Consider the following 18,011-nt stretch of genomic DNA (forward strand, 5'->3'; position numbering starts at 1 on the left):
GAGAGCCTTTACCGATGACCCTGCCCCCTGCAATCCGCGTCGCACTGGTTGACGATCACTCCCTGGTGCGCGATGGCATCCGGGCCTTGCTGTCCGTCATGCCCCAACTGGACGTGGTGGGCGAGGCCGAGAACGGTGCGCAGGCAATCGAGATGGTCGGGCGCTGCCAGCCGGACCTGCTGCTGATGGACATCGGCCTAAAAGACATGAACGGGCTCGAATTGACCCGGCTGCTGGGTAAACAATACCCCAACCTCAAGATCCTGGTCCTGAGCATGTATGACAATCATGAATATGTGAGCGAGTCGGTGCGTTCCGGCGCCAGCGGCTACGTTCTCAAGAATGCGCCTTCGCGGGAGATCATCGCCGCGATCGAGGCCATCATCAGCGGTGGTACCTTCTACAGCGCAGAGATCGCCCAGCGGCTTGCCACTGCCGCCAGCACCGATGACGAGCTGACACCCCGTGAGCGCCAGGTGCTGCTCAAAATGGTCCAGGGGCTGAACAACAAGGAGATGGCCCGGGAGCTGGACATCAGCGTGCGCACCGTCGAAACCCACCGCCTGAGCATCCGCCGCAAGCTCAACATCGACAAACCCGCGGCCCTGGCGAAGTACGCGATCGACCATGGAATCATTGCCCGCTAGGGGCCTTTGAAATGTGATTGATGCGTCGCATCCAAGGTACGAATAATCAGCCGCCTTTTCTATTCGCACTCACTTCCAAGGTGCATGCCTTCATGTCCGAACGCCCAAGCCCACAGATTTCATCGCGCAAGCAGCCTAAGCAGGTGCGTTCCACCGAACTCGTTGCGGCCATCCTGGAGGCCGCTGCTCAGGTTTTGGCGACCCAGGGCGCCTCGCGCTTTACCATGGCCCGCGTGGCCGAGCGAGCCGGTGTCAGCGTCGGGTCTATGTATCAATACTTCCCGAACAAGGCGGCTATCCTGTTCCGCCTTCAAAGTGATGAGTGGCGGCAAACCAGCGACATGCTGCGCGGGATTCTTGACGATCAGGTGAAGCCGCCTTTCGAGCGGCTGCATATTCTTGTAAGGGCGTTCATCCGGTCCGAATGCGACGAGGCCCAGATGCGTGGCGCCCTCAACGACGCTGCACCGCTCTACCGCGATACGCCCGAGGCCCGGGCGGCGCGGCTGTCGGTCCAGCAGTCGGTCGATGCCTTCATGCTGCAAGTACTGCCAGCCGCCTCTGCACAGACTCGAAGCCTGGCGGGCGACCTGATGATCACGACACTCAGCAAGGTAGGAAAGCAATTTTCCACCGCACCGCGCTCGCCTGAAGAGATTGAGAGTTATGCCCGCGCCATGGCCGAGATGTTCTGCGCCTACCTCGCAAACCTCCAGCAACGGCCCGACGCGACAACAGGGTAAGTAGCCAGTGTTGCCGACATGCCCGTGACAGCCTGCAAACACTTTTACTACACTGCTGCGTCCTGTCCCCTTCCCTTGCGAGACGTGTGCCCTATGAAAAATATAACAAGCACAATGACATTCTGCGGCCTGCTGGCACTGTCCTGCGGCGCCCAGGCCGAGACGGCGCCTTCGCATCTGGACCAGGTCCTGCAACGTGGTGAATTGAAGGTGTGCACCACCGGCGACTACAAGCCCTACACCTACAAAAATGAAAGCGGCGAATACGAAGGCATCGACACAGACATGGCGCGCTCCCTGGCCGCAAGCCTTGGCGTCAAGGTGCAATGGGTGCAGACCACCTGGAAAACCCTGATGCCGGATATGATCGCGGACAAATGCGATATCGGCATGGGCGGGATCTCGGTGACACTAGAGCGCCAGAAGAAAGCCTACTTCAGCAACACCCTGGACGTGGATGGCAAGATCCCGCTGGTCCGTTGCGAAGATCAGTCGCGCTACCAGACCCTCGAGCAGATCAACCAGCCTTCGGTGCGCCTGGTGGAGCCGGCCGGTGGTACCAACGAAGCCTTCGTCCGCGCCTTCGTGCCCAAGGGCCAACTGAGCTTTCACGACAACGTGACCATCTTCCAGGAGCTGCTGGACAAGAAAGCCGACGTCATGATTACCGATGCGTCTGAAGCGCTTTATCAGCAAAAGCTCAAGCCCGGCCTGTGCGCCGTAAACCCGAGCCGCTACTTGCAATACGGCGAGAAGGCGTACCTGCTGCCTCGGGATGATTCCACCTGGAAAATGTATGTTGACCAGTGGTTGCACCTGAGCAAGGCGAACGGCAGCTACCAGAAGGTCATTGGGCAATGGCTGGCCGTTCCCGACGCTCAGTGAGGCTTGATGTGGCTGCTGGCCTTTATGGCGGCGAGCCTGTTCGTGATGGAGGTGCGTCGGTTACAGCAAGGTCGACAGTGCCGACGCCATCGCGAGCAGGCTCGCTCCCACAATAGTCGAGGATGACCGCAGAAAGTTGCGCTATCCCGAACTCACCGCTCTTGATGGCGGCGTGTCAACTCACTGCGCCGCCCGTACCTTGGCGATCTCGTCGTACATCATCTTCACCAGGTTGGCATCCAGGGACTTGGCGAACTTATCGATCACCGGCTGCACCCGTTCGCGGAAGCGATCCTTCTCGGCGGGGGTGATTTCGTTGACGCTCATCGCACCGGCCAGCGTCGCCTTGGCCTTGTCCATGCTTGCTGCAGTGACTTCCCGCTGGAATTTCTGCGCCTCGGTGGCGGCCTCGCGAATCATCGCCTTTTCATCGTCGTTGAGGCGACTCCAGGTTTTCTGGCTGATGATCAACGACTGCGGGTTGAAAATATGGCCCGTTACCGAAAGGTACTTCTGCACCTCGTAGAACTTGTTGCCTTCGATCACCGTGAAAGGGTTCTCCTGGCCATCGATGGTGTGCTGCTCGAGACCGGTGTAGACCTCTGGAAATGCCATTGGCACGGGATTAGCCCCCAGCGCGGAAAAGGTTTCCAGGTAGATCGGAGACTGGATGACACGAATCTTCAGGCCCTGCATGTCTTCAAGCCGGGTCACCGGGTGCTTGCTATTGGTCAGGTTACGAAACCCGAGGTCCCAGTAACCCAGGCCCACCAGCCCTTTGCTGTCCAACTGCGCCGCCAGCTTCTGGCCGACCGGGCCATCAATCACCGCATGGGCTTCGTCGGCGTTGTTGAACAGGAAAGGAAAATCGAGCATGGCAAAATCTGGTGCCTGGGCCGCCAGAATTCCGGAGTTGAGCACGGTGATGTCCAGCGTGCCGCCCTGCAGGGCCGAGACCGTCTGCACGTCGCCGCCCAATGTCCCGCCGGGGAACAGACGGACCTTGATCTTGCCGCCACTCTTTTCGCTGAGCAGGTCGGCAAATTTCTGTGCACCCTGGCCCTGTGGATGCTCCTTGACGTTCTGGAATGCGAATCGCAGGGTGCGTTCGCGGATCTCGTCCGCGTGGCTCGCCACACTGCCCAGCAACAGCCCCGTTGCACACGCCCCGGCCACCAGGGTTTTCATCAGTTTATGCATTTCACTCTCCAATCATTATTGTTTTAAAGTCGAGCTACCAAAGGCTTACACCCTTGTTATCCGGTGAAGAATTTCAATGGCCCAAGGACCAATTGCGGGAACAGCACCAGCAGGGACAGCACCACAAGTTGCGCAAGCAGAAACGGCCATACGCCGCGGACAACTTCTTCGAAGTCCAGCTTTGCCACCCCGCAAACCACATTGAGCACTGTTCCCACTGGCGGCGTGATCAGGCCGATGGCGGTGTTGATCAGAAACAGCACGCCGAAGTAGACCGGGTCGATACCCGCCTGGATGACAGCAGGCATCAATACCGGGGTCAGGATCAGAATGGTCGGGGTCATGTCCATCACCGTCCCCACCATGACGATCAGCACCATCATCACCACCAACAGCAGGGTCGGGTTGTCCATGAACGGTGCCAGCCATTCCGCCAACTGGCCCGGGAGATCAGCGATGGTCACCAGCCAGGATGAAACCATGGCAGCCGCCACCAGCAACATCACCACCGAGGTAGTCTTGGCCGAGGACAGGATGACTTCATACAGTTGGCTGACTTTCATCTCCCGGTAGATGACCAAGGACACGAACAGCGAATAGACCGCAGCGACCACGGCAGCTTCAGTGGGGGTGAAGATGCCGAATTTGAGCCCCAGGACGATGATCAGCGGCAGGCCCATCGCCCAGCTGCCGTCGAGCAATGTACGCAGCACTTCGGCACGGGAACGCTTCGGCGGCGTCTCGACATGCTCGCTGCGCGAGATGTACCACCAGGCCAGGGCCAGCGAAGCCCCAAGCATGAGCCCGGGCACTATACCGGCCAGGAACAACTTGGATATCGACACCCCGGATGCCACGCCAAACACAATAAAACCGATACTCGGCGGGATGACCGGTGCAATGATGCCACCGGCGGCGATCAGGCCGGCGGAACGTCCCCGATTATGCCCGGCCAGGACCATCATCGGCACCAGCAACGCCGCCAGTGCTGCCGCATCGGCCACGGCAGAGCCGGAGAGCGACGCCAGCAGGCAGGACGCGATGATCGCCACGTAGCCGAGACCGCCGCGCTTGTGTCCCACCAACGCCATGGCAATGTTGACTATGCGCCTGGACAAGCCGCCGGCATTCATGACCTCGCCGGCCAGCATGAAGAACGGCACGGCCATCAGCGGGAAGCTGTCTGCGCCGTTGAGCAGGTTCTGGGCGATGATTTGCGCATCGAACAGATCCAGGTAAAACATCAGCGCCACGCTGACCACCAGCAAGGCAAACGCAATGGGAATGCCCAGCGCCATGCTGCCGATCAAAGACCCGAGAAAAATAACCAGTGTCATGGGCGATTACTCTTGAGCGGGTTATGCGCCATCGCCTCGACGGCGTCGTGGTCCTGAGCCATGCCCCACTCGGCATCGCCGTGCTTGCCAAACAAAGCCAGGTAGAGCTCATAGAGCAAGATGAAGGCGGCGCTGGCGCCGAACACCAGGCCGGCAGCGTAGAACACCGCCATCGACAAGCCGGATGCCGGTGCGACCACGTGCAGGTTGATCACCACCTGCTGCCAACTGCCGATGAAGATCAACCAGCAGATGTACAGCATCAGCAAATGCCCGATAACCAGGCAGGCGCGCCGGAGCGAAGACGGCAGGCGCTTGATCAAGCTGTCCATGCCCAGGTGCGCACGGTCCTTGAGCGCCACCAAGGCTGCGAGAAAAATCATCCAGACGAAGAACCAGCGCGACAGCTCCTCGGAGACGCTGATGCCGGAATTGAAGGCATAACGCAGCACCACATTACCGAACACCAACACGATCATCGCAACCATGCACAACACAATCAGCAGCTTCAGCAACTTGAAATACAGATCGACGACTTTGGTCATCTTGAAGACCTCTCAGGCTTGTCGAGCACCGGCACAGGCGGCGCAATGGGACCGCAGCAACACAGGCCGCTACAGGACCGGACCGGAGGAGAAGAAAAAGGCTTCGGGGTTGAAGCGAAGGATCGAAGGGAGGGCGTCAGGTGCCCGCAGACGGCTACGCATAGGGGATTCCTCTGTTTTTATTATGGGCCTTGGTCGCGTGGAACAAGACGTGCTCCGCCTAAAATGTACCAACCAGTTAGTTCGGTCAAGAACCCAGGCGTACACGCAGTACAAAGGGTGCGATTATCGGCTAATCCTGACCCGGCAACGGCACCACTCTGCCCCCCAAGGATTTGTATCGCTCTGTATATGAACCGGAGCCTGATACGTAATCGTCGATTTCGCCTCCTTCAGACACACAGCGCCGATACAACCGTGCGTTTAACTGTGATCACCGGACAGCAGTGCACCTCTGTTGCTGCCGACCCAATCCATTAAACGCAAGGAGAACCACCATGTTCAGTTTCCCAAAAGCTTCCTCCCTGGCAGTCGCATTGGCACTGGTCGGCAGCTTCGGCCTGGCGAATGTCGCATCGGCTACAGACAGCAAAGCCCCGGCCCATCAGCTGGCCGAAGGCGGTTCCGATCGTTTGATTCAAAACCGCGTGGCCGAAGGGGGCTCTGATCGCTTGATTCAGAACCGCGTGGCCGAAGGGGGCTCTGATCGCTTGATTCAGAACCGCGTGGCTGAGGGCGGGGCTGATCGTCTGCAGGAGCTGCGTGAGCGCAACGCCGCAGCAGTCGCATAGATCGTGCCGGGGCCGTAGCATTCACTTAGGCCCCGACGTCCCCCCGTACCCACCGTCCTGTGGGAGCGAGCCTGCTCGCGAAAGCGGCCGACCAGACACCGTACGACTTGCTGGCTCAGTCAACGGGGCGCTGGCGGAAACTCACCGCCAGCCGGTTCCAGCTGTTGATGGTGCTGATCGCCATTGTCAGGTCCACCAACTCCTCCTCGCTGAAGCAGGCACGGGCCTGGGCATAGACATCGTCCGGCACCTGACTCTGGGCCAACAGCGTCACCGCTTCGGTCCACGCCAGGGCGGCGCGTTCGCGATCAGAAAAAAAGCCGCTGTCACGCCATACGGCCACTGCGAAAAGACGCCGCTCGGTCTCACCCAGGCGTCGTGCATCCACCGAATGCATGTCGGTGCAGAAGGCACAGCCGTTGAGTTGCGAGGCACGGATCTTGATCAGGTGCAGCAGCGCCGGTTCGATACTCAGGCGACTGGTCAGCGCCTCCAGGCCAATCATCGCTTTCATCGCCCCGGGGGACGCACTGTAGTAATCCAGACGCTGGCTCATGACGGACTCCGTGACAGGGATACCTTCACGGTAGAACCTGAAGGCCTTCGACGACAGGTCCAATTGGTCGAAAAAAGCAGGGCCATCCCGCGCCAGACCAATCAGCTGGATTTTCTTCACGCAACTTCTATCCGAATGCACAATGCAGGTAATCTTGCAGCTTTGACGCTGCCGCCAGGCGATTGTCCAGGAGCCCGCGGGTATGGAACTTCATGTCGTCATCAATGGCCGCAAGGACCTGACAAGTCAGTTGTACCAACAGCTACGCAGCGCCATCGAAAGCGGTCGCCTGGCGGCCGGCACACAACTGCCACCCAGCCGCCTGCTCGCCGAACAGTTGGGCGTTTCGCGCAAGACCGTTTCCGATACCTACGCCCAGCTGACCTATGAAAACTTCCTGACCGGCATCATCGGCAAGGGCACCTACGTCAATGCGCGGCCGGCCAAGGTCGTGCGCAAACAAGACCACCGGGAGTTGGCCGGGGCGGACGTTGTCGAGGCCTGGCGCAACATGCCGGATCTGTTGCGCCATCCGACGCCCGAAAGCGCATTGCGTTACGACTTCATCGGCGGCGCCACCGGCAAGGGGCAGTTTCCCCTCGACGATTGGCGTCGTTGCACCGCTCATGCCCTGCGCCAGATCGCCAATAGCAAAGGATTCTACAGCCAACCCGGGGGCCTGCCGGCACTGCGCAATGCCATAGCCCGGCACATCGCATTTTCCCGGGGGGTCAACTGCCAGGACGATGACGTGGTGGTGTGCAACGGTGCGCAACAGGCCCTGGATCTGATTTCACGGGTGTTGACCCGGCCCGGCAGCCTGGTGGCAATGGAAGATCCGGGGTATCCACCGGCACGACTGCTGTTCGGCTCCCTCGGCGCCACGGTGGTCGGGGTGCCCGTGGACGACCAGGGCATGCGGGTGGACCTGATCCCCGACGGCACGCGGCTGATCTATGTCACGCCTTCCCACCAGTTCCCCTTGGGCATGCCCCTGAGCCAAACCCGGCGCGAGGCCCTGCTGGTCCGGGCTTATGAGCTCGGTGCGATCATCATCGAAGACGATTACGACAGCGAATTTCGTTACGAAGGCCGGCCCGCAGATTCGTTGCAGAGCATGGATGAACGTGGAATCGTGGCGTACGTCGGGACCTTCTCCAAGACCCTGCTGCCGGAGCTGCGGCTCGGCTACGCCGTCCTTCCTCCGGCGATTCTCGAGGCCGTGATTCTGGCCAAGCGTCTCACCGACCAGCACACCTCTACCCTGCCCCAATGGGCCCTGGCCAAGTTTATCGCCGAGGGTTGCCTGCTCAAGCACATCCGTCGCTGCCACGCCCTGTACGCCGGGCGCCGCGAACGGATACTGGGCCGCATGGCCGGGGACCTGTCGCCCTGGTTCGAAGCCGTGCCCACCACTGCCGGCTTTCACCTGGCGGTGTTGTGCAAGGTACCGATCGATCTGCCGCTGGTGATCGAACTGGCGAAAAAAGTCGAGGTCGGGCTGTACAGCCTTGATGGCTTCTTCAACGAAGTGCCGCCACGGCCGGGCCTGTTCTTCGGTTTTGGAGCCATCGAAGTCCTGGACATCGACATCGCCCTGGATCGCCTGCGGGACATCCTGCAACAGGTCGCCTGACCAATTGGACTGCCGGCTTATCCGCCCATTGGCTGTTTGAGTCTTGCCCATGCAGGCCTATCCTGCATGGGTATCGTTGATCGTGAACATCCCGTCCGACTTGATTCAGGAGCCTGAACAATGTCTCGCCAAGTGATCAATACCGTACAGGTACAAGCCGCCGCCGGTCGCTCGGAAGAGCTCGGCCGACAATTGCAGCAGATCGTCGAAACCCTGCGCACCCAACCCGGCTGTGACGCCTACATGGTCGACCGGTGCCCGGTGGACGGCGACCGCTGGACCGTCAGCGCCCGCTGGCAATCGGAAGCGGCCATGCAAGCCCATTTCACCTGCCCCGAAGTACAAGGCTTTATCGGCCTGATCGATAACCGTCTGGCCCGAAGCGTGGATTTCAATAGTTTCCCGATTGTCTGAAGCGCTCGCTCTCCCGAGCCGGACCTACCTGTGGCGAGGGGATTTAGCGAAACGTCGCACCGCCCCGTTCAAGTGCGCAGCACTCGCCAGATAGGGCCGTCACGAATATCTTGGGGCCGCTGCGCAGCCCAGCGGGGATAAATCCCCTCGCCACAGGGTTACGGGCCAGTCAGTTGCAAATTCGTAGTAGACCAATTGGTCTACCGGCCTTCCGATAGATTGGACGTTTGCTTGCCCCGCCAGCGGGCATAGGGTGAATCCATTGCCGCAACAGTGCGGATCCACTCAAAAACCACGAAGGCTATTGCAATGAAAACCCTCTGTCTGATCGCCGCCCTCAGCCTGCTGCCTGTCGTCCAGGTCTACGCCCACGAAACCGCCCCTTCGGAGAAGGTCCAGGTGCTGCAGGAAAAGATGCTGAAAAACCTGCCGGGCAAAAAAGCCATGATGCTGACCGTCGACTACGCCCCGGGCCAGTCGTCCATTGCCCACAAACATGAGGGCACGGCCATGGCCTACGTCCTCGAAGGCGCCATTACCTCCCAGGTCAAAGGCGAACCGGCGACCACCTACAAGGCCGGAGAGTTCTGGTACGAAGCGGCGGGTTCCGAGCACTTGGTCTCGAAAAACGCCAGCGCGACCGAGCCGGCGAAACTGCTGGTCTTCATGGTGATGGGTGAGAAAGAAGCTGTATTGATCCCGCTGAAAAACTGACCAACACCACAATTCCCTTGTGGGAGCGAGCCTGCTCGCGATAGCGTTGGCACAACCAACATCATCCTCGACTGACCCGCCGCCATCGCGAGCGGGCTCGCTCCCACAAGGAAAATCGGTGCCTGCGCATGAACCGCGCCCAATAAAAAGCCCCGCATCTCTCGATGCGGGGCTTTTTATTCAACGCCGGATCAGTTGGCCGTCAAGACCGTCTGACCTGCCAACGCCAGGTCCAGCAGTTCGCGGTTGGCGACTGCGTACATGGCGTAATCGGTGGCGCTGGCGGCACGGATGTCCACCAGCATGGCACGCCAGCGCTCGACCATGTCTTGTTGCTGCTCCAGCCACAGCGCGAGACGGGTTTCCACGTCCTGGCTGCCGTCGCCCTGTTGCAGGACCGAGATGGTGATCGCCCGTTGCTGCCAGTCGACGTCATCGCGGAACGCTTCGCGGGCCAGGGCTTGCCAGTTGTTTTCCACCGGCAAGGCACTGATCTGCTGCAGGTACCAGGTGATGTCCAGGGCGCTGCCCACGGCGAAGTAGGCCTTGGCCACATCGGCGGCGTTCTGGCCGGTGACGTCGGACGCCTCGATGATCGGCAGCAAGGTATACAGGTGCGTGGTGCCTGCAACCATGCGCGCCAGCAACTCTGGCACACCGGCGGCCACGTAGGCCTGGTAGCGGGTCTGCCAGCCTTCGCGGGTCGGGCCTTCCAGCAGTTCGTCGAGCTTGAGGCCCAACGCCGCCAGGTGCGGACCGAAGTGAGCCACGTCGCGGGCAGCGTTCTGCTCGTTACGGCGGCTGCGCAGGAACCAGCGGGTCGCACGACGGCCCAGGCGCATCAACTCATCCATCAGCTCCAGTTGCACGTCGGCCGATACCTGGTGATCCAGGGCTTCGATCTGACGGAACCAGTGCGGAAGATGGAAGATGTCCCGTACGATTACATACGCACCCGCCACGTTCGCCGGGCTCATGCCCGTGGACTCCTTGAGCCGTTGAACGAAGGTGATGCCCATGTGGTTGACCAGGTCGTTGGCGATCTGGGTGCTGACGATCTCGCGCTTCAGGCGGTGGCGACGCATGGCCTCGGAGAACTTGTTCACCAGCGTAGCCGGGAACGCGGTCTCCATGTCCCGGGTCAGGTAGTCGTCGTCGGGTACCAGGGAATTGAGCAGCGCTTCCTTGAGGTCGATCTTGCTGTAGGAGATCAGTACCGACAGTTCGGCACGGGTCAGGCCATGGCCCGCCGCGACACGTTCGGCCAGCTGTTCTTCGGTCGGCAGGAACTCGATGGCGCGGTCCAACTTGCCACGGACTTCCAGATCGTTCATCAGGCGCTTGTATTCGGCGATCCGCACGAATGCGCGACGGGCCGCCAGGGACAGGGCCTGGGTCTGCTTGTAGTTGTTGCCCAACACCAGGCCACCGACTTCGTCGGTCATGCTCGCCAGCAACTGGTTGCGTTGCTTGTCGGTCATATCGCCGGCCTGCACCACTTCGTTGAGCAGGATCTTGATGTTCACTTCATGGTCGGAGCAGTCCACACCGCCCGCGTTGTCGATGAAGTCGGTGTTGGTGGCGCCGCCATGCAGGCCGAACTCGACACGGCCCAGCTGGGTCATGCCCAGGTTGCCGCCCTCGCCCACGACCTTGCAGCGCAGTTCGTTGCCATTGACGCGCAACGCATCGTTGGCCTTGTCGCCGACATCAGCGTGGCTTTCGGTGCTGGCCTTGACATAGGTGCCGATACCACCGTTCCACAACAGGTCCACCGGCGCCTTGAGCAAGGCATTCAGCAGTTCGGTCGGGGTCAGCTTGTCGGCCTTGATGTCGAAGCGTGCCTGCATCTGCGGGGTGATGGCGATGCTCTTCGCGCTGCGCGAGAAAATGCCGCCGCCTTCGGACATGATGCTGGTGTCGTAGTCGGTCCAGGCCGAACGCGGCAGGTCGAACAGGCGCTGGCGCTCGGCGAAGCTGCTGGCCGGCTCCGGGTTCGGATCGATGAAGATGTGCAGGTGGTTGAACGCCGCGACCAGTTGCAGCTTGTCGGACATCAACAAGCCGTTACCGAACACGTCGCCAGCCATGTCGCCAACACCGACCACAGTGATGCTGTCTTCCTGGACGTTGATGCCACGCTCGCGGAAGTGGCGCTGCACGCCGACCCACGCGCCCTTGGCGGTGATGCCCATCTTCTTGTGGTCATAGCCGGCCGAGCCGCCGGAGGCGAAGGCGTCGCCCAGCCAGAAGCCGTAGTCGATGGCGATGCCGTTGGCGATGTCGGAGAAGGTCGCCGTGCCCTTGTCGGCAGCGACTACCAGGTACGGGTCATCATCGTCATGCCGCACGACGTTGGCCGGCGGTACCAGGACGCCGTCCTTGAGATTGTCGGTGATATCCAGCAGCCCGGAGATGAAGATGCGGTAGCAGGCGATGCCCTCGGCCGCGATCTCGTCGCGGCTGCCGCCCAGTGGCAGGCGACGCGGCAGGAAGCCGCCCTTGGCGCCGACCGGCACGATCACCGAGTTCTTCACCTGCTGGGCTTTTACCAGGCCCAGGACTTCGGTGCGGTAGTCTTCTTCACGGTCGGACCAGCGCAAGCCGCCACGGGCGACGTTGCCGAAACGCAGGTGCACGCCTTCGACCCGTGGCGAGTAGACGAATATCTCGAACTTGGGCACCGGTTTCGGCAGTTCCGGGATCAGGTGCGGGTTGAACTTGAAGCTGAAGTAGGACTTGTTCTGGCCGTGGGCGTCGGTCTGGTAGAAGTTGGTCCGCAGGGTGGCCTTGATCAGGTCCAGGTAGCGACGCAGGATGCGGTCTTCGTTGAGCACCTGGACATCATCCAGTGCCGTGAGGATCGCCTGTTCCAGACGCAGTTGCTTGTCTTCCAGGTCTTCGCCGGTGAGCTTGCGGGCCAGGTAGAAGCGGGTCTTGAACAACCGGGTCAACTCGCGAGCGATGTCGGTATGGTTGTTCAGGGTGCTGGCGATATAGCCCAGGTCAAAGCCCAGGCGGATCTGCTTGAGATAGCGGGCGTAGGCACGCAGCAGTGCCACATCGCGCCACGGCAGGCCGGCGGTCAGCACCAGGCGGTTGAACGCATCATTCTCGGCGTCGCCACGCACGATGTGGACGAAGGCGTCCTGCAAGGTGTCGTTGAGCTGCTGGATGTCGAGGTTCACCCCTTCGGCGGCGGTGAACGCGAAGTCGTGGATCCAGAACTCGCGGCCGTTGGTGTGACGCAGGCGGTACGGGAACTCACCCAACACGCGCAGGCCGAGGTTTTCCAGAATCGGCAGCACATCGGATAGCGCCAGCGGCGTGTCGGCGTGATACAGCTTGCAGTGCAGCTCACGCTGGCCGGACACCTGGCCCAGCGGCTGGTAGAAGCTCATGACCAGCGGATTTTTTTCATTCAGGCTCAGCAGGTGCTGCATGTCGACCACTGCCGAATGCGCGGCAAAGCGCTCGCGGTAGCCGGCCGGGAAGCCTTTCGGGTAATCGGCGAGCACGTTGGTGCCCTGAGCTTCGCCGAAGCTCTCGATGACCAGGCTGGCGTAGTCGTCCTGCCAACTGCGGCAGGCCTGCACCACTTCTTTTTCCAGCAGCAGCGGGTCGATGTCGATGCGGTTCTTCGGGTCCACTCGCAGGATCAACTGCACGCGGGCCAGTACCGATTCGGAGAAGAACGTCCAGAATTCGCAGTCCGAAGCCTTCAGGCGATCCATCAGCACTTGCTGGATCTTCTGGCGCACTTCGGTGGAATAGATGTCGCGCGGCACGTAGGCCAGGCAGTAGCAGAAACGGCCGTATGGATCCTTGCGCAGGAATACGCGGATCTTGTTGCGTTCCTGGATCTGCACGATGGACATCACGGTGCTGAACAGCTCGTCCACCGGGGTCTGGAACAGATCGTCGCGGGGCAGCACTTCGACCACTTGGGCCAGTTCCTTGCCCAGGTGCGCCTTGGCCTGGAAGCCCGAACGACGTTCGATTTCGGCGACCTTGCGGCGAATGTACGGAATAACGCGCACGCTCTCGCCATACACCGAGGAGGTGTACAGGCCCATGAAGCGGCATTCCTTGATGACCTTGCCGTCAGCGTCGATTTCACGGATCGACACGTAATCCGGATAAGCCGGACGGTGTACGCGGCTCGGGTGTGCGGCCTTGGCGAACGACAGCGGAGTCGGTTCACGCAGATAGTTGACGGCGTAGTCCTCGATGCGCAGGTCATCGGCGGTCAGGCCGGCGCGCAGCAGCTTGGTCAGGCCGAGAAACGACTCGGGGTCATACTCGATATGGCCGCCATCGACATCGTCACGGACCACGAACTCTTCATAGCCCAGGAAAGTGAAGTGGTTGCCCACCAGCCACTCCAGGAAGGTCTTGATCTCGCTTTTTTCGTCGGCATCGATCGCGTAGGCGCTATTGTCCAGGCTGGCAAGGATCTCCTGGACCTTGTCTTTCATCGGCTCGAAATCGGCCACGGCCACTCGCACTTCGCCCAGTACCTGCTCAAGCTCCTTGCTCAGGACGTTGAGTTCGGCGGCGTTGGCGCAGCGGTCGATTTCCAGGTACATCAGCGACTCTTGCAGGACGCCCTCGCCCTGGGTGCCCTTCGGCAGGATTTCCAGCAACTCGCCCTTGCTGTCACGACGCACGCTCAGCACGGTGGTTTGCAGGGTATGGATGCTGTAGCCGCGGCGGTTCAGCTCGGTACGTACCGAGTCCACCAGGAACGGCAGGTCGTGGTGCAACACTTCCACGGCGGTATGGGTCGACTGCCAGCCGTGGCGTTCGTAATCGGGGTTATAGACGCGAACCTGCGATTGCGCGTGGTCGAAGCGCTCAAGCAGGCGCCAGGCGGACAAGGTGCAGCCGGCGAGGTCGGACAACCGGCGCTGGGTAAGTTCATCGAGGGAAATGATGCCGAAGAATTGTTCAGCAAACAGCGCCACTTGTGGCAGTGCCTGTTCACTGATGTTCTGCGCCAGTACCGCTTGCAGTTGATGCTGGAAGTCGGCTTTGCTGGCTGCGGTGAAGAACGCCATCTGTGGTACTCCGCTTGGGCTTGTTATTGATGGAAGCGTCGTGCAGCCCCTCTCGGGCCGCCGGCCATCCTGTTCCTGATTCTCGGGCAGAGGAAACAGGACGACAGGTGGGTGAAGCTGGACAAGACCCGCAGGTCACATTCCATTTTCATGTCATGGACATCTACAGGGAACACCCGTGCACGTGCGCGTCCGTTGCGCAGCTTAACGAGTGCGACAAGGCCTGTGCTTGCAGCGCTGCGACATATTCGGTCATCGGCAAGCTATACAGTCGCTGTGCATCGAACAACCCTAGCAGTCTGGGGCACAATCGGCACCCCAGGATGTGAAATCGCGCACGAATGATGCCTGTGGTCGCAGTAAATCCCGCGGACTGGCAAAATCCGCTACTTCGCACCCGCAAGGCTCATCGAGCCAGGAGCCATCCCGATGCAAATGACCACCGCTCTTCTGATCGCCAACCCGTGCGACGACGAAGAAGACAACATGGCCATGCTTTGCTGCCACAGCGCCCAGGGCGAAATGTTCCTGATGACCCGATACCCCGATGAAGACGAACTGGAAATAGCCCTCGATGGCGAACCGTCGACCCTGAACGGCGTGAAGGTCACCCTCAGCCCGACATTGCTGAAAATCGAAATCGCTGCGGCCGATGCCGATGCGCTCAATGGTGATGACGTGCTGGAAATCAGCCATGACACCGATGAAGCCGACTTGGCAGAGGTTGAGCTGACGCTGCAGAACATTCTCGAGGGAACAGGGACTTATATCCGTCAACTTTGATGTGAGCGGTGGCGAAGGTGACCGGGAGGGTACCTTCGCGTGAGCCGCCTTTACCGGCCTCCTCCACTTTGCCAACTTGCCAGCTCATCTCCCATAGGCGCTTAACGCGTCAGCCGATCGATCAGGGGGGCACTGAACAGCAGCAACAGCCAGAACACCGTCCCCAGCGCGAACAGGCGAATCAGCGCGCGACTGGTTTTGAGCTCAACGAAATAAGCCATCACCAGGCCCGCCTCGCCGATTGCGCAAACCATGATGACAGGCCCTCGATAGGGAATTGAGCCAGTCAGCGAAGTCAGGATCGTCGTCCCAAGCAAACCCAACGCCCCCAGGTAAACGAGGGTCAAGCGGAGTGTGCTCATATGGGTCTTCCAATGAGATAAAGCGAAGGATAAAGAAAGATCCAGATGACATCCACGGTGTGCCAATAGAACCCAAACGTTTCCATGACCGATATCCGTTGCGGTAGCGGAAGGCGTCCGAGGTGAATCCGCAACCATATCCCCAACGCAACGATGATCGCAATCACGATATGAATGGCATGCAGCGCGGTGGATATGAAGTAAAGCCCCATGAACAAGCGCGCTTGGGGTGCCTTGAGCGGGGCTTGAGACGTGAGGACCGGTAACAGGCCTTCAATGTATTCGGATCGATATTCATAGACCTTGAGCCCGAGGAAGACCGTCGCCAGTGCAATCGACAGGAGCACCAGTCCCTTCAACCGTACGATTTTTGCTTGACGGGCGGCCTGGATGGCGAGACTCATGGTGAAGCTACTGGTCAGCAGCAAGGCACTGTTCGCGCCGCCGAGCAGATAATGCAGGTGCTCGACCGCTGTCCTGACAGAAGCTTCATAGGCCACCCGGTAATACCAGATGGTGAACAACAAGCCACCGAACATCATCAGCTCAGTGGCCAAGAACAACCACATACCCAGATGCGCCGCTTCTCGTTGCTGAGAATCAGTCTGAAACGGATCGCTTACACGCCCGTCAACGCGGTTCATGGGTCGCCTCGGACGGATAGTCATAGGCTTCGAAGTCCACCAGCGGAATATGTTCGAAGTTATGTTTGGGGGGAGGAGACGGCACACTCCATTCCAGACCGGCAGCGCGCCAAGGATTGGCCACGGCTTTCTGCCCTTTTACGAGCGACCAGGTCAGGTAGAAGAACGGCAGCGAGTAAGCCACCGCCAAAACACAAGCGCCGGCCGAAGACAGATCGTTGAGGAATTGAAATTCCGGATCGTAACTGTGATAACGCCGCGGCATTCCCAGATAGCCGAGGATGAACTGCGGGAAGAACGTAATGTTGAACCCGAAGAACATCGTGACCGCCGCAATGCGCGCCCACAATTCTGGATACATTCTGCCCGTTATCTTCGGCCACCAGAAATGCAGCCCGCCAAAATAGGCAGAAACGCTCGCCCCAACCATGATGTAGTGGAAGTGGGCCACCACAAAATATGTGTCATGGACGTGAACGTCGGCGGCCAACAAGGCAACGAACAGACCGGCCGTTCCACCGAACATGAACAGCGTGATAAACGTGACCGAGTACAGGAATGGCGCGTTGATGGTCAAGCGGCTCTTATAGTACGTCGCCGTCCAGTTGTAAGCCTTGATCGCTGAGGGGATGGATATCAGGAAACTGAGCAGCGAAAAAAGCATGCTGGCGTACATCGACTGCCCGGACACGAACATGTGGTGTCCCCACACCATGAATCCGAGGATGGCGATCGTCACACTGGAAAAGGCCACGAAGGAATAACCGAAAATACGCTTGTGTGCCGAAGCCGTGACCAATTCACTCATCACGCCCATGCCCGGTAGAAGCATGATGTACACCGCCGGATGGCTGTAGAACCAGAACAGATGCTGGAATAACAGTGGATCGCCACCCAGGCCGGGATCGAAGACGCCAATGCCGAATATACGTTCGGCCGCTACCAGGATGAGGGTGATTGCCAGAATCGGCGTCGCCAGCACCAGAATCACCGCAGTGGCATAGAGCGACCATACAAACAGCGGCAGGCGAAACCACGTCATGCCGGGCGCCCTCAGGGTGTGCACCGTCACGATAATGTTGATACCTGTGAAAATGGACGAGAACCCGGTGACGAACACACCAATGATCACCGCCACTACATGCCCATGAGTGAACATCGTTGACAGCGGCGTATAGAACGTCCAGCCCGTGTCCACTCCGCCAGCGATCAGCGCGAACAGGGTGAAGAGCCCGCCCCCCATCAGCAAATACCAGCTCGCCAGGTTCAGGCGCGGCAGAGCCATGTCCCTGGCGCCGATCATCAGGGGAATCAGAAAATTGCCCAATACGGAAGGAATCGAGGGAATGAGAAAGAACCAGACCATTATCACGCCATGAAACGTGAAACTTCGGTTGTAGCCATCAGCTGTCAAGAAATCGCCCTCAGGCGTGATCAATTCAATACGGATAGCGCTGGCGGCCAGGCTTCCCATGAAAAAAAACAACGTCACTGCGATCATGAACAAGATGGCAATACGCTTGTGGTCTGTGGTCAGCAACCAGGACTTGAGCCCATGATCGACATCAAGGTAGCTCGGTTCAGTGCCAGCCACTTCGGGCGTTTCGGAAATCAATGTCATTGCCCTCTTGAATGGCAAGTGGCCTTCAGAACAAGGCGCCACACACACCCGAGAAAATCGACGGTAAGGAGCG

At 59.9% G+C, this 18,011-nt stretch carries 16 protein-coding genes; 8 read left to right on the forward strand and 8 right to left on the reverse strand.

The genetic code is table 11. The features are described 5' to 3' along the window. Positions 1–14: 14 nt before the first annotated feature. From AD665_RS11660 to AD665_RS11670, 3 genes are all read left to right on the forward strand, one after another. Complete coding sequence (locus tag AD665_RS11660; RefSeq protein ID WP_053192161.1) at positions 15–647, forward strand: response regulator; 633 nt, start codon at positions 15–17, stop codon at positions 645–647. A 92-nt stretch (positions 648–739) separates the two neighbouring features. Next, entirely contained in the window at positions 740–1,390 is a 651-nt protein-coding gene (locus AD665_RS11665; protein ID WP_053192489.1) for a TetR/AcrR family transcriptional regulator, read from the forward strand. 93 nt (positions 1,391–1,483) lie between these two features. Continuing rightward, positions 1,484–2,275: a transporter substrate-binding domain-containing protein gene (locus tag AD665_RS11670; protein ID WP_024779652.1), complete on the forward strand. Its 792-nt coding sequence runs from the start codon at positions 1,484–1,486 to the stop codon at positions 2,273–2,275. A 180-nt stretch (positions 2,276–2,455) separates the two neighbouring features. Here the strand turns inward: AD665_RS11670 and AD665_RS11675 are convergent, their stop codons facing one another. The 3 genes from AD665_RS11675 to AD665_RS11685 are packed head-to-tail and all read right to left on the reverse strand — an operon-like array spanning position 2,456 to position 5,357. Continuing rightward, positions 2,456–3,475, reverse strand: coding sequence for a TRAP transporter substrate-binding protein (locus AD665_RS11675; protein WP_053192162.1), 1,020 nt, complete (start codon positions 3,473–3,475; stop codon positions 2,456–2,458). 56 nt (positions 3,476–3,531) lie between these two features. Continuing rightward, on the reverse strand, positions 3,532–4,812 hold the full coding sequence (locus AD665_RS11680; RefSeq protein WP_024779654.1) for a TRAP transporter large permease subunit: 1,281 nt from the start codon (positions 4,810–4,812) through the stop codon (positions 3,532–3,534). After that, positions 4,809–5,357, reverse strand: coding sequence for a TRAP transporter small permease (locus tag AD665_RS11685; RefSeq protein WP_053192163.1), 549 nt, complete (start codon positions 5,355–5,357; stop codon positions 4,809–4,811). Before AD665_RS11685 ends, AD665_RS11680 begins: the two co-directional genes overlap by 4 nt. Positions 5,358–5,854: 497 nt before the next feature. Here AD665_RS11685 and AD665_RS11690 point away from each other — a divergent pair, with 497 nt between their 5' ends. Beyond that, positions 5,855–6,148 (forward strand): hypothetical protein, encoded by a 294-nt coding sequence (locus AD665_RS11690; RefSeq protein WP_024779656.1) that lies wholly within the window; start codon positions 5,855–5,857, stop codon positions 6,146–6,148. A gap of 115 nt (positions 6,149–6,263) precedes the next feature. Here the strand turns inward: AD665_RS11690 and AD665_RS11695 are convergent, their stop codons facing one another. Then, positions 6,264–6,704 (reverse strand): carboxymuconolactone decarboxylase family protein, encoded by a 441-nt coding sequence (locus tag AD665_RS11695; RefSeq protein WP_053192490.1) that lies wholly within the window; start codon positions 6,702–6,704, stop codon positions 6,264–6,266. A 202-nt stretch (positions 6,705–6,906) separates the two neighbouring features. Between AD665_RS11695 and pdxR the strand changes: the two genes are divergently transcribed. The 3 genes from pdxR to AD665_RS11710 all read left to right on the forward strand — a co-directional run bounded on the left by pdxR (position 6,907) and on the right by AD665_RS11710 (position 9,468). Further along, the gene (pdxR, locus tag AD665_RS11700) at positions 6,907–8,340 is read left to right on the forward strand and encodes a MocR-like pyridoxine biosynthesis transcription factor PdxR (RefSeq protein WP_024779658.1); all 1,434 of its coding nucleotides are present in this window, start codon (positions 6,907–6,909) and stop codon (positions 8,338–8,340) included. Positions 8,341–8,460: 120 nt separating this feature from the next. After that, a complete protein-coding gene (locus AD665_RS11705) occupies positions 8,461–8,754 on the forward strand; it encodes an antibiotic biosynthesis monooxygenase family protein (RefSeq protein WP_024779659.1) in 294 nt (97 codons plus the stop codon). A 309-nt stretch (positions 8,755–9,063) separates the two neighbouring features. Then, positions 9,064–9,468 (forward strand): cupin domain-containing protein, encoded by a 405-nt coding sequence (locus AD665_RS11710; RefSeq protein ID WP_024779660.1) that lies wholly within the window; start codon positions 9,064–9,066, stop codon positions 9,466–9,468. A gap of 191 nt (positions 9,469–9,659) precedes the next feature. On the opposite strand, the gene AD665_RS11715 is transcribed toward AD665_RS11710, so the two are convergent. Further along, positions 9,660–14,528 (reverse strand): NAD-glutamate dehydrogenase, encoded by a 4,869-nt coding sequence (locus AD665_RS11715; protein ID WP_024779661.1) that lies wholly within the window; start codon positions 14,526–14,528, stop codon positions 9,660–9,662. A gap of 429 nt (positions 14,529–14,957) precedes the next feature. Here AD665_RS11715 and AD665_RS11720 point away from each other — a divergent pair, with 429 nt between their 5' ends. Beyond that, complete coding sequence (locus AD665_RS11720; protein WP_024779662.1) at positions 14,958–15,311, forward strand: hypothetical protein; 354 nt, start codon at positions 14,958–14,960, stop codon at positions 15,309–15,311. 101 nt (positions 15,312–15,412) lie between these two features. Here the strand turns inward: AD665_RS11720 and AD665_RS11725 are convergent, their stop codons facing one another. From AD665_RS11725 to AD665_RS11735, 3 genes are read right to left on the reverse strand one after another with little or no spacing between them, the layout of a single operon-like run. Then, on the reverse strand, positions 15,413–15,673 hold the full coding sequence (locus AD665_RS11725) for a cytochrome C oxidase subunit IV family protein (protein ID WP_024779663.1): 261 nt from the start codon (positions 15,671–15,673) through the stop codon (positions 15,413–15,415). Further along, the gene (locus AD665_RS11730; protein WP_024779664.1) at positions 15,670–16,317 is read right to left on the reverse strand and encodes a cytochrome c oxidase subunit 3; all 648 of its coding nucleotides are present in this window, start codon (positions 16,315–16,317) and stop codon (positions 15,670–15,672) included. The genes AD665_RS11725 and AD665_RS11730 overlap by 4 nt, the downstream gene beginning before the upstream one ends. After that, on the reverse strand, positions 16,304–17,938 hold the full coding sequence (locus tag AD665_RS11735) for a cytochrome c oxidase subunit I (protein ID WP_024779665.1): 1,635 nt from the start codon (positions 17,936–17,938) through the stop codon (positions 16,304–16,306). The genes AD665_RS11730 and AD665_RS11735 overlap by 14 nt, the downstream gene beginning before the upstream one ends. Positions 17,939–18,011 lie beyond the last annotated feature (73 nt).

The organism is Pseudomonas corrugata, assembly GCF_001269905.1.
Classification (GTDB): domain Bacteria; phylum Pseudomonadota; class Gammaproteobacteria; order Pseudomonadales; family Pseudomonadaceae; genus Aquipseudomonas; species Aquipseudomonas corrugata.

Coding starts and splice junctions, on each gene's coding strand:
- AD665_RS11660 (WP_053192161.1), top strand. CDS start 15: ATGACCCTGCCCCCTGCAATCCGCGTCGCACTGGTTGACGATCACTCC.
- AD665_RS11665 (WP_053192489.1), top strand. CDS start 740: ATGTCCGAACGCCCAAGCCCACAGATTTCATCGCGCAAGCAGCCTAAG.
- AD665_RS11670 (WP_024779652.1), top strand. CDS start 1,484: ATGAAAAATATAACAAGCACAATGACATTCTGCGGCCTGCTGGCACTG.
- AD665_RS11675 (WP_053192162.1), bottom strand. CDS start 3,475: ATGCATAAACTGATGAAAACCCTGGTGGCCGGGGCGTGTGCAACGGGG.
- AD665_RS11680 (WP_024779654.1), bottom strand. CDS start 4,812: ATGACACTGGTTATTTTTCTCGGGTCTTTGATCGGCAGCATGGCGCTG.
- AD665_RS11685 (WP_053192163.1), bottom strand. CDS start 5,357: ATGACCAAAGTCGTCGATCTGTATTTCAAGTTGCTGAAGCTGCTGATT.
- AD665_RS11690 (WP_024779656.1), top strand. CDS start 5,855: ATGTTCAGTTTCCCAAAAGCTTCCTCCCTGGCAGTCGCATTGGCACTG.
- AD665_RS11695 (WP_053192490.1), bottom strand. CDS start 6,704: ATGAGCCAGCGTCTGGATTACTACAGTGCGTCCCCCGGGGCGATGAAA.
- pdxR (WP_024779658.1), top strand. CDS start 6,907: ATGGAACTTCATGTCGTCATCAATGGCCGCAAGGACCTGACAAGTCAG.
- AD665_RS11705 (WP_024779659.1), top strand. CDS start 8,461: ATGTCTCGCCAAGTGATCAATACCGTACAGGTACAAGCCGCCGCCGGT.
- AD665_RS11710 (WP_024779660.1), top strand. CDS start 9,064: ATGAAAACCCTCTGTCTGATCGCCGCCCTCAGCCTGCTGCCTGTCGTC.
- AD665_RS11715 (WP_024779661.1), bottom strand. CDS start 14,528: ATGGCGTTCTTCACCGCAGCCAGCAAAGCCGACTTCCAGCATCAACTG.
- AD665_RS11720 (WP_024779662.1), top strand. CDS start 14,958: ATGCAAATGACCACCGCTCTTCTGATCGCCAACCCGTGCGACGACGAA.
- AD665_RS11725 (WP_024779663.1), bottom strand. CDS start 15,673: ATGAGCACACTCCGCTTGACCCTCGTTTACCTGGGGGCGTTGGGTTTG.
- AD665_RS11730 (WP_024779664.1), bottom strand. CDS start 16,317: ATGAACCGCGTTGACGGGCGTGTAAGCGATCCGTTTCAGACTGATTCT.
- AD665_RS11735 (WP_024779665.1), bottom strand. CDS start 17,938: ATGACATTGATTTCCGAAACGCCCGAAGTGGCTGGCACTGAACCGAGC.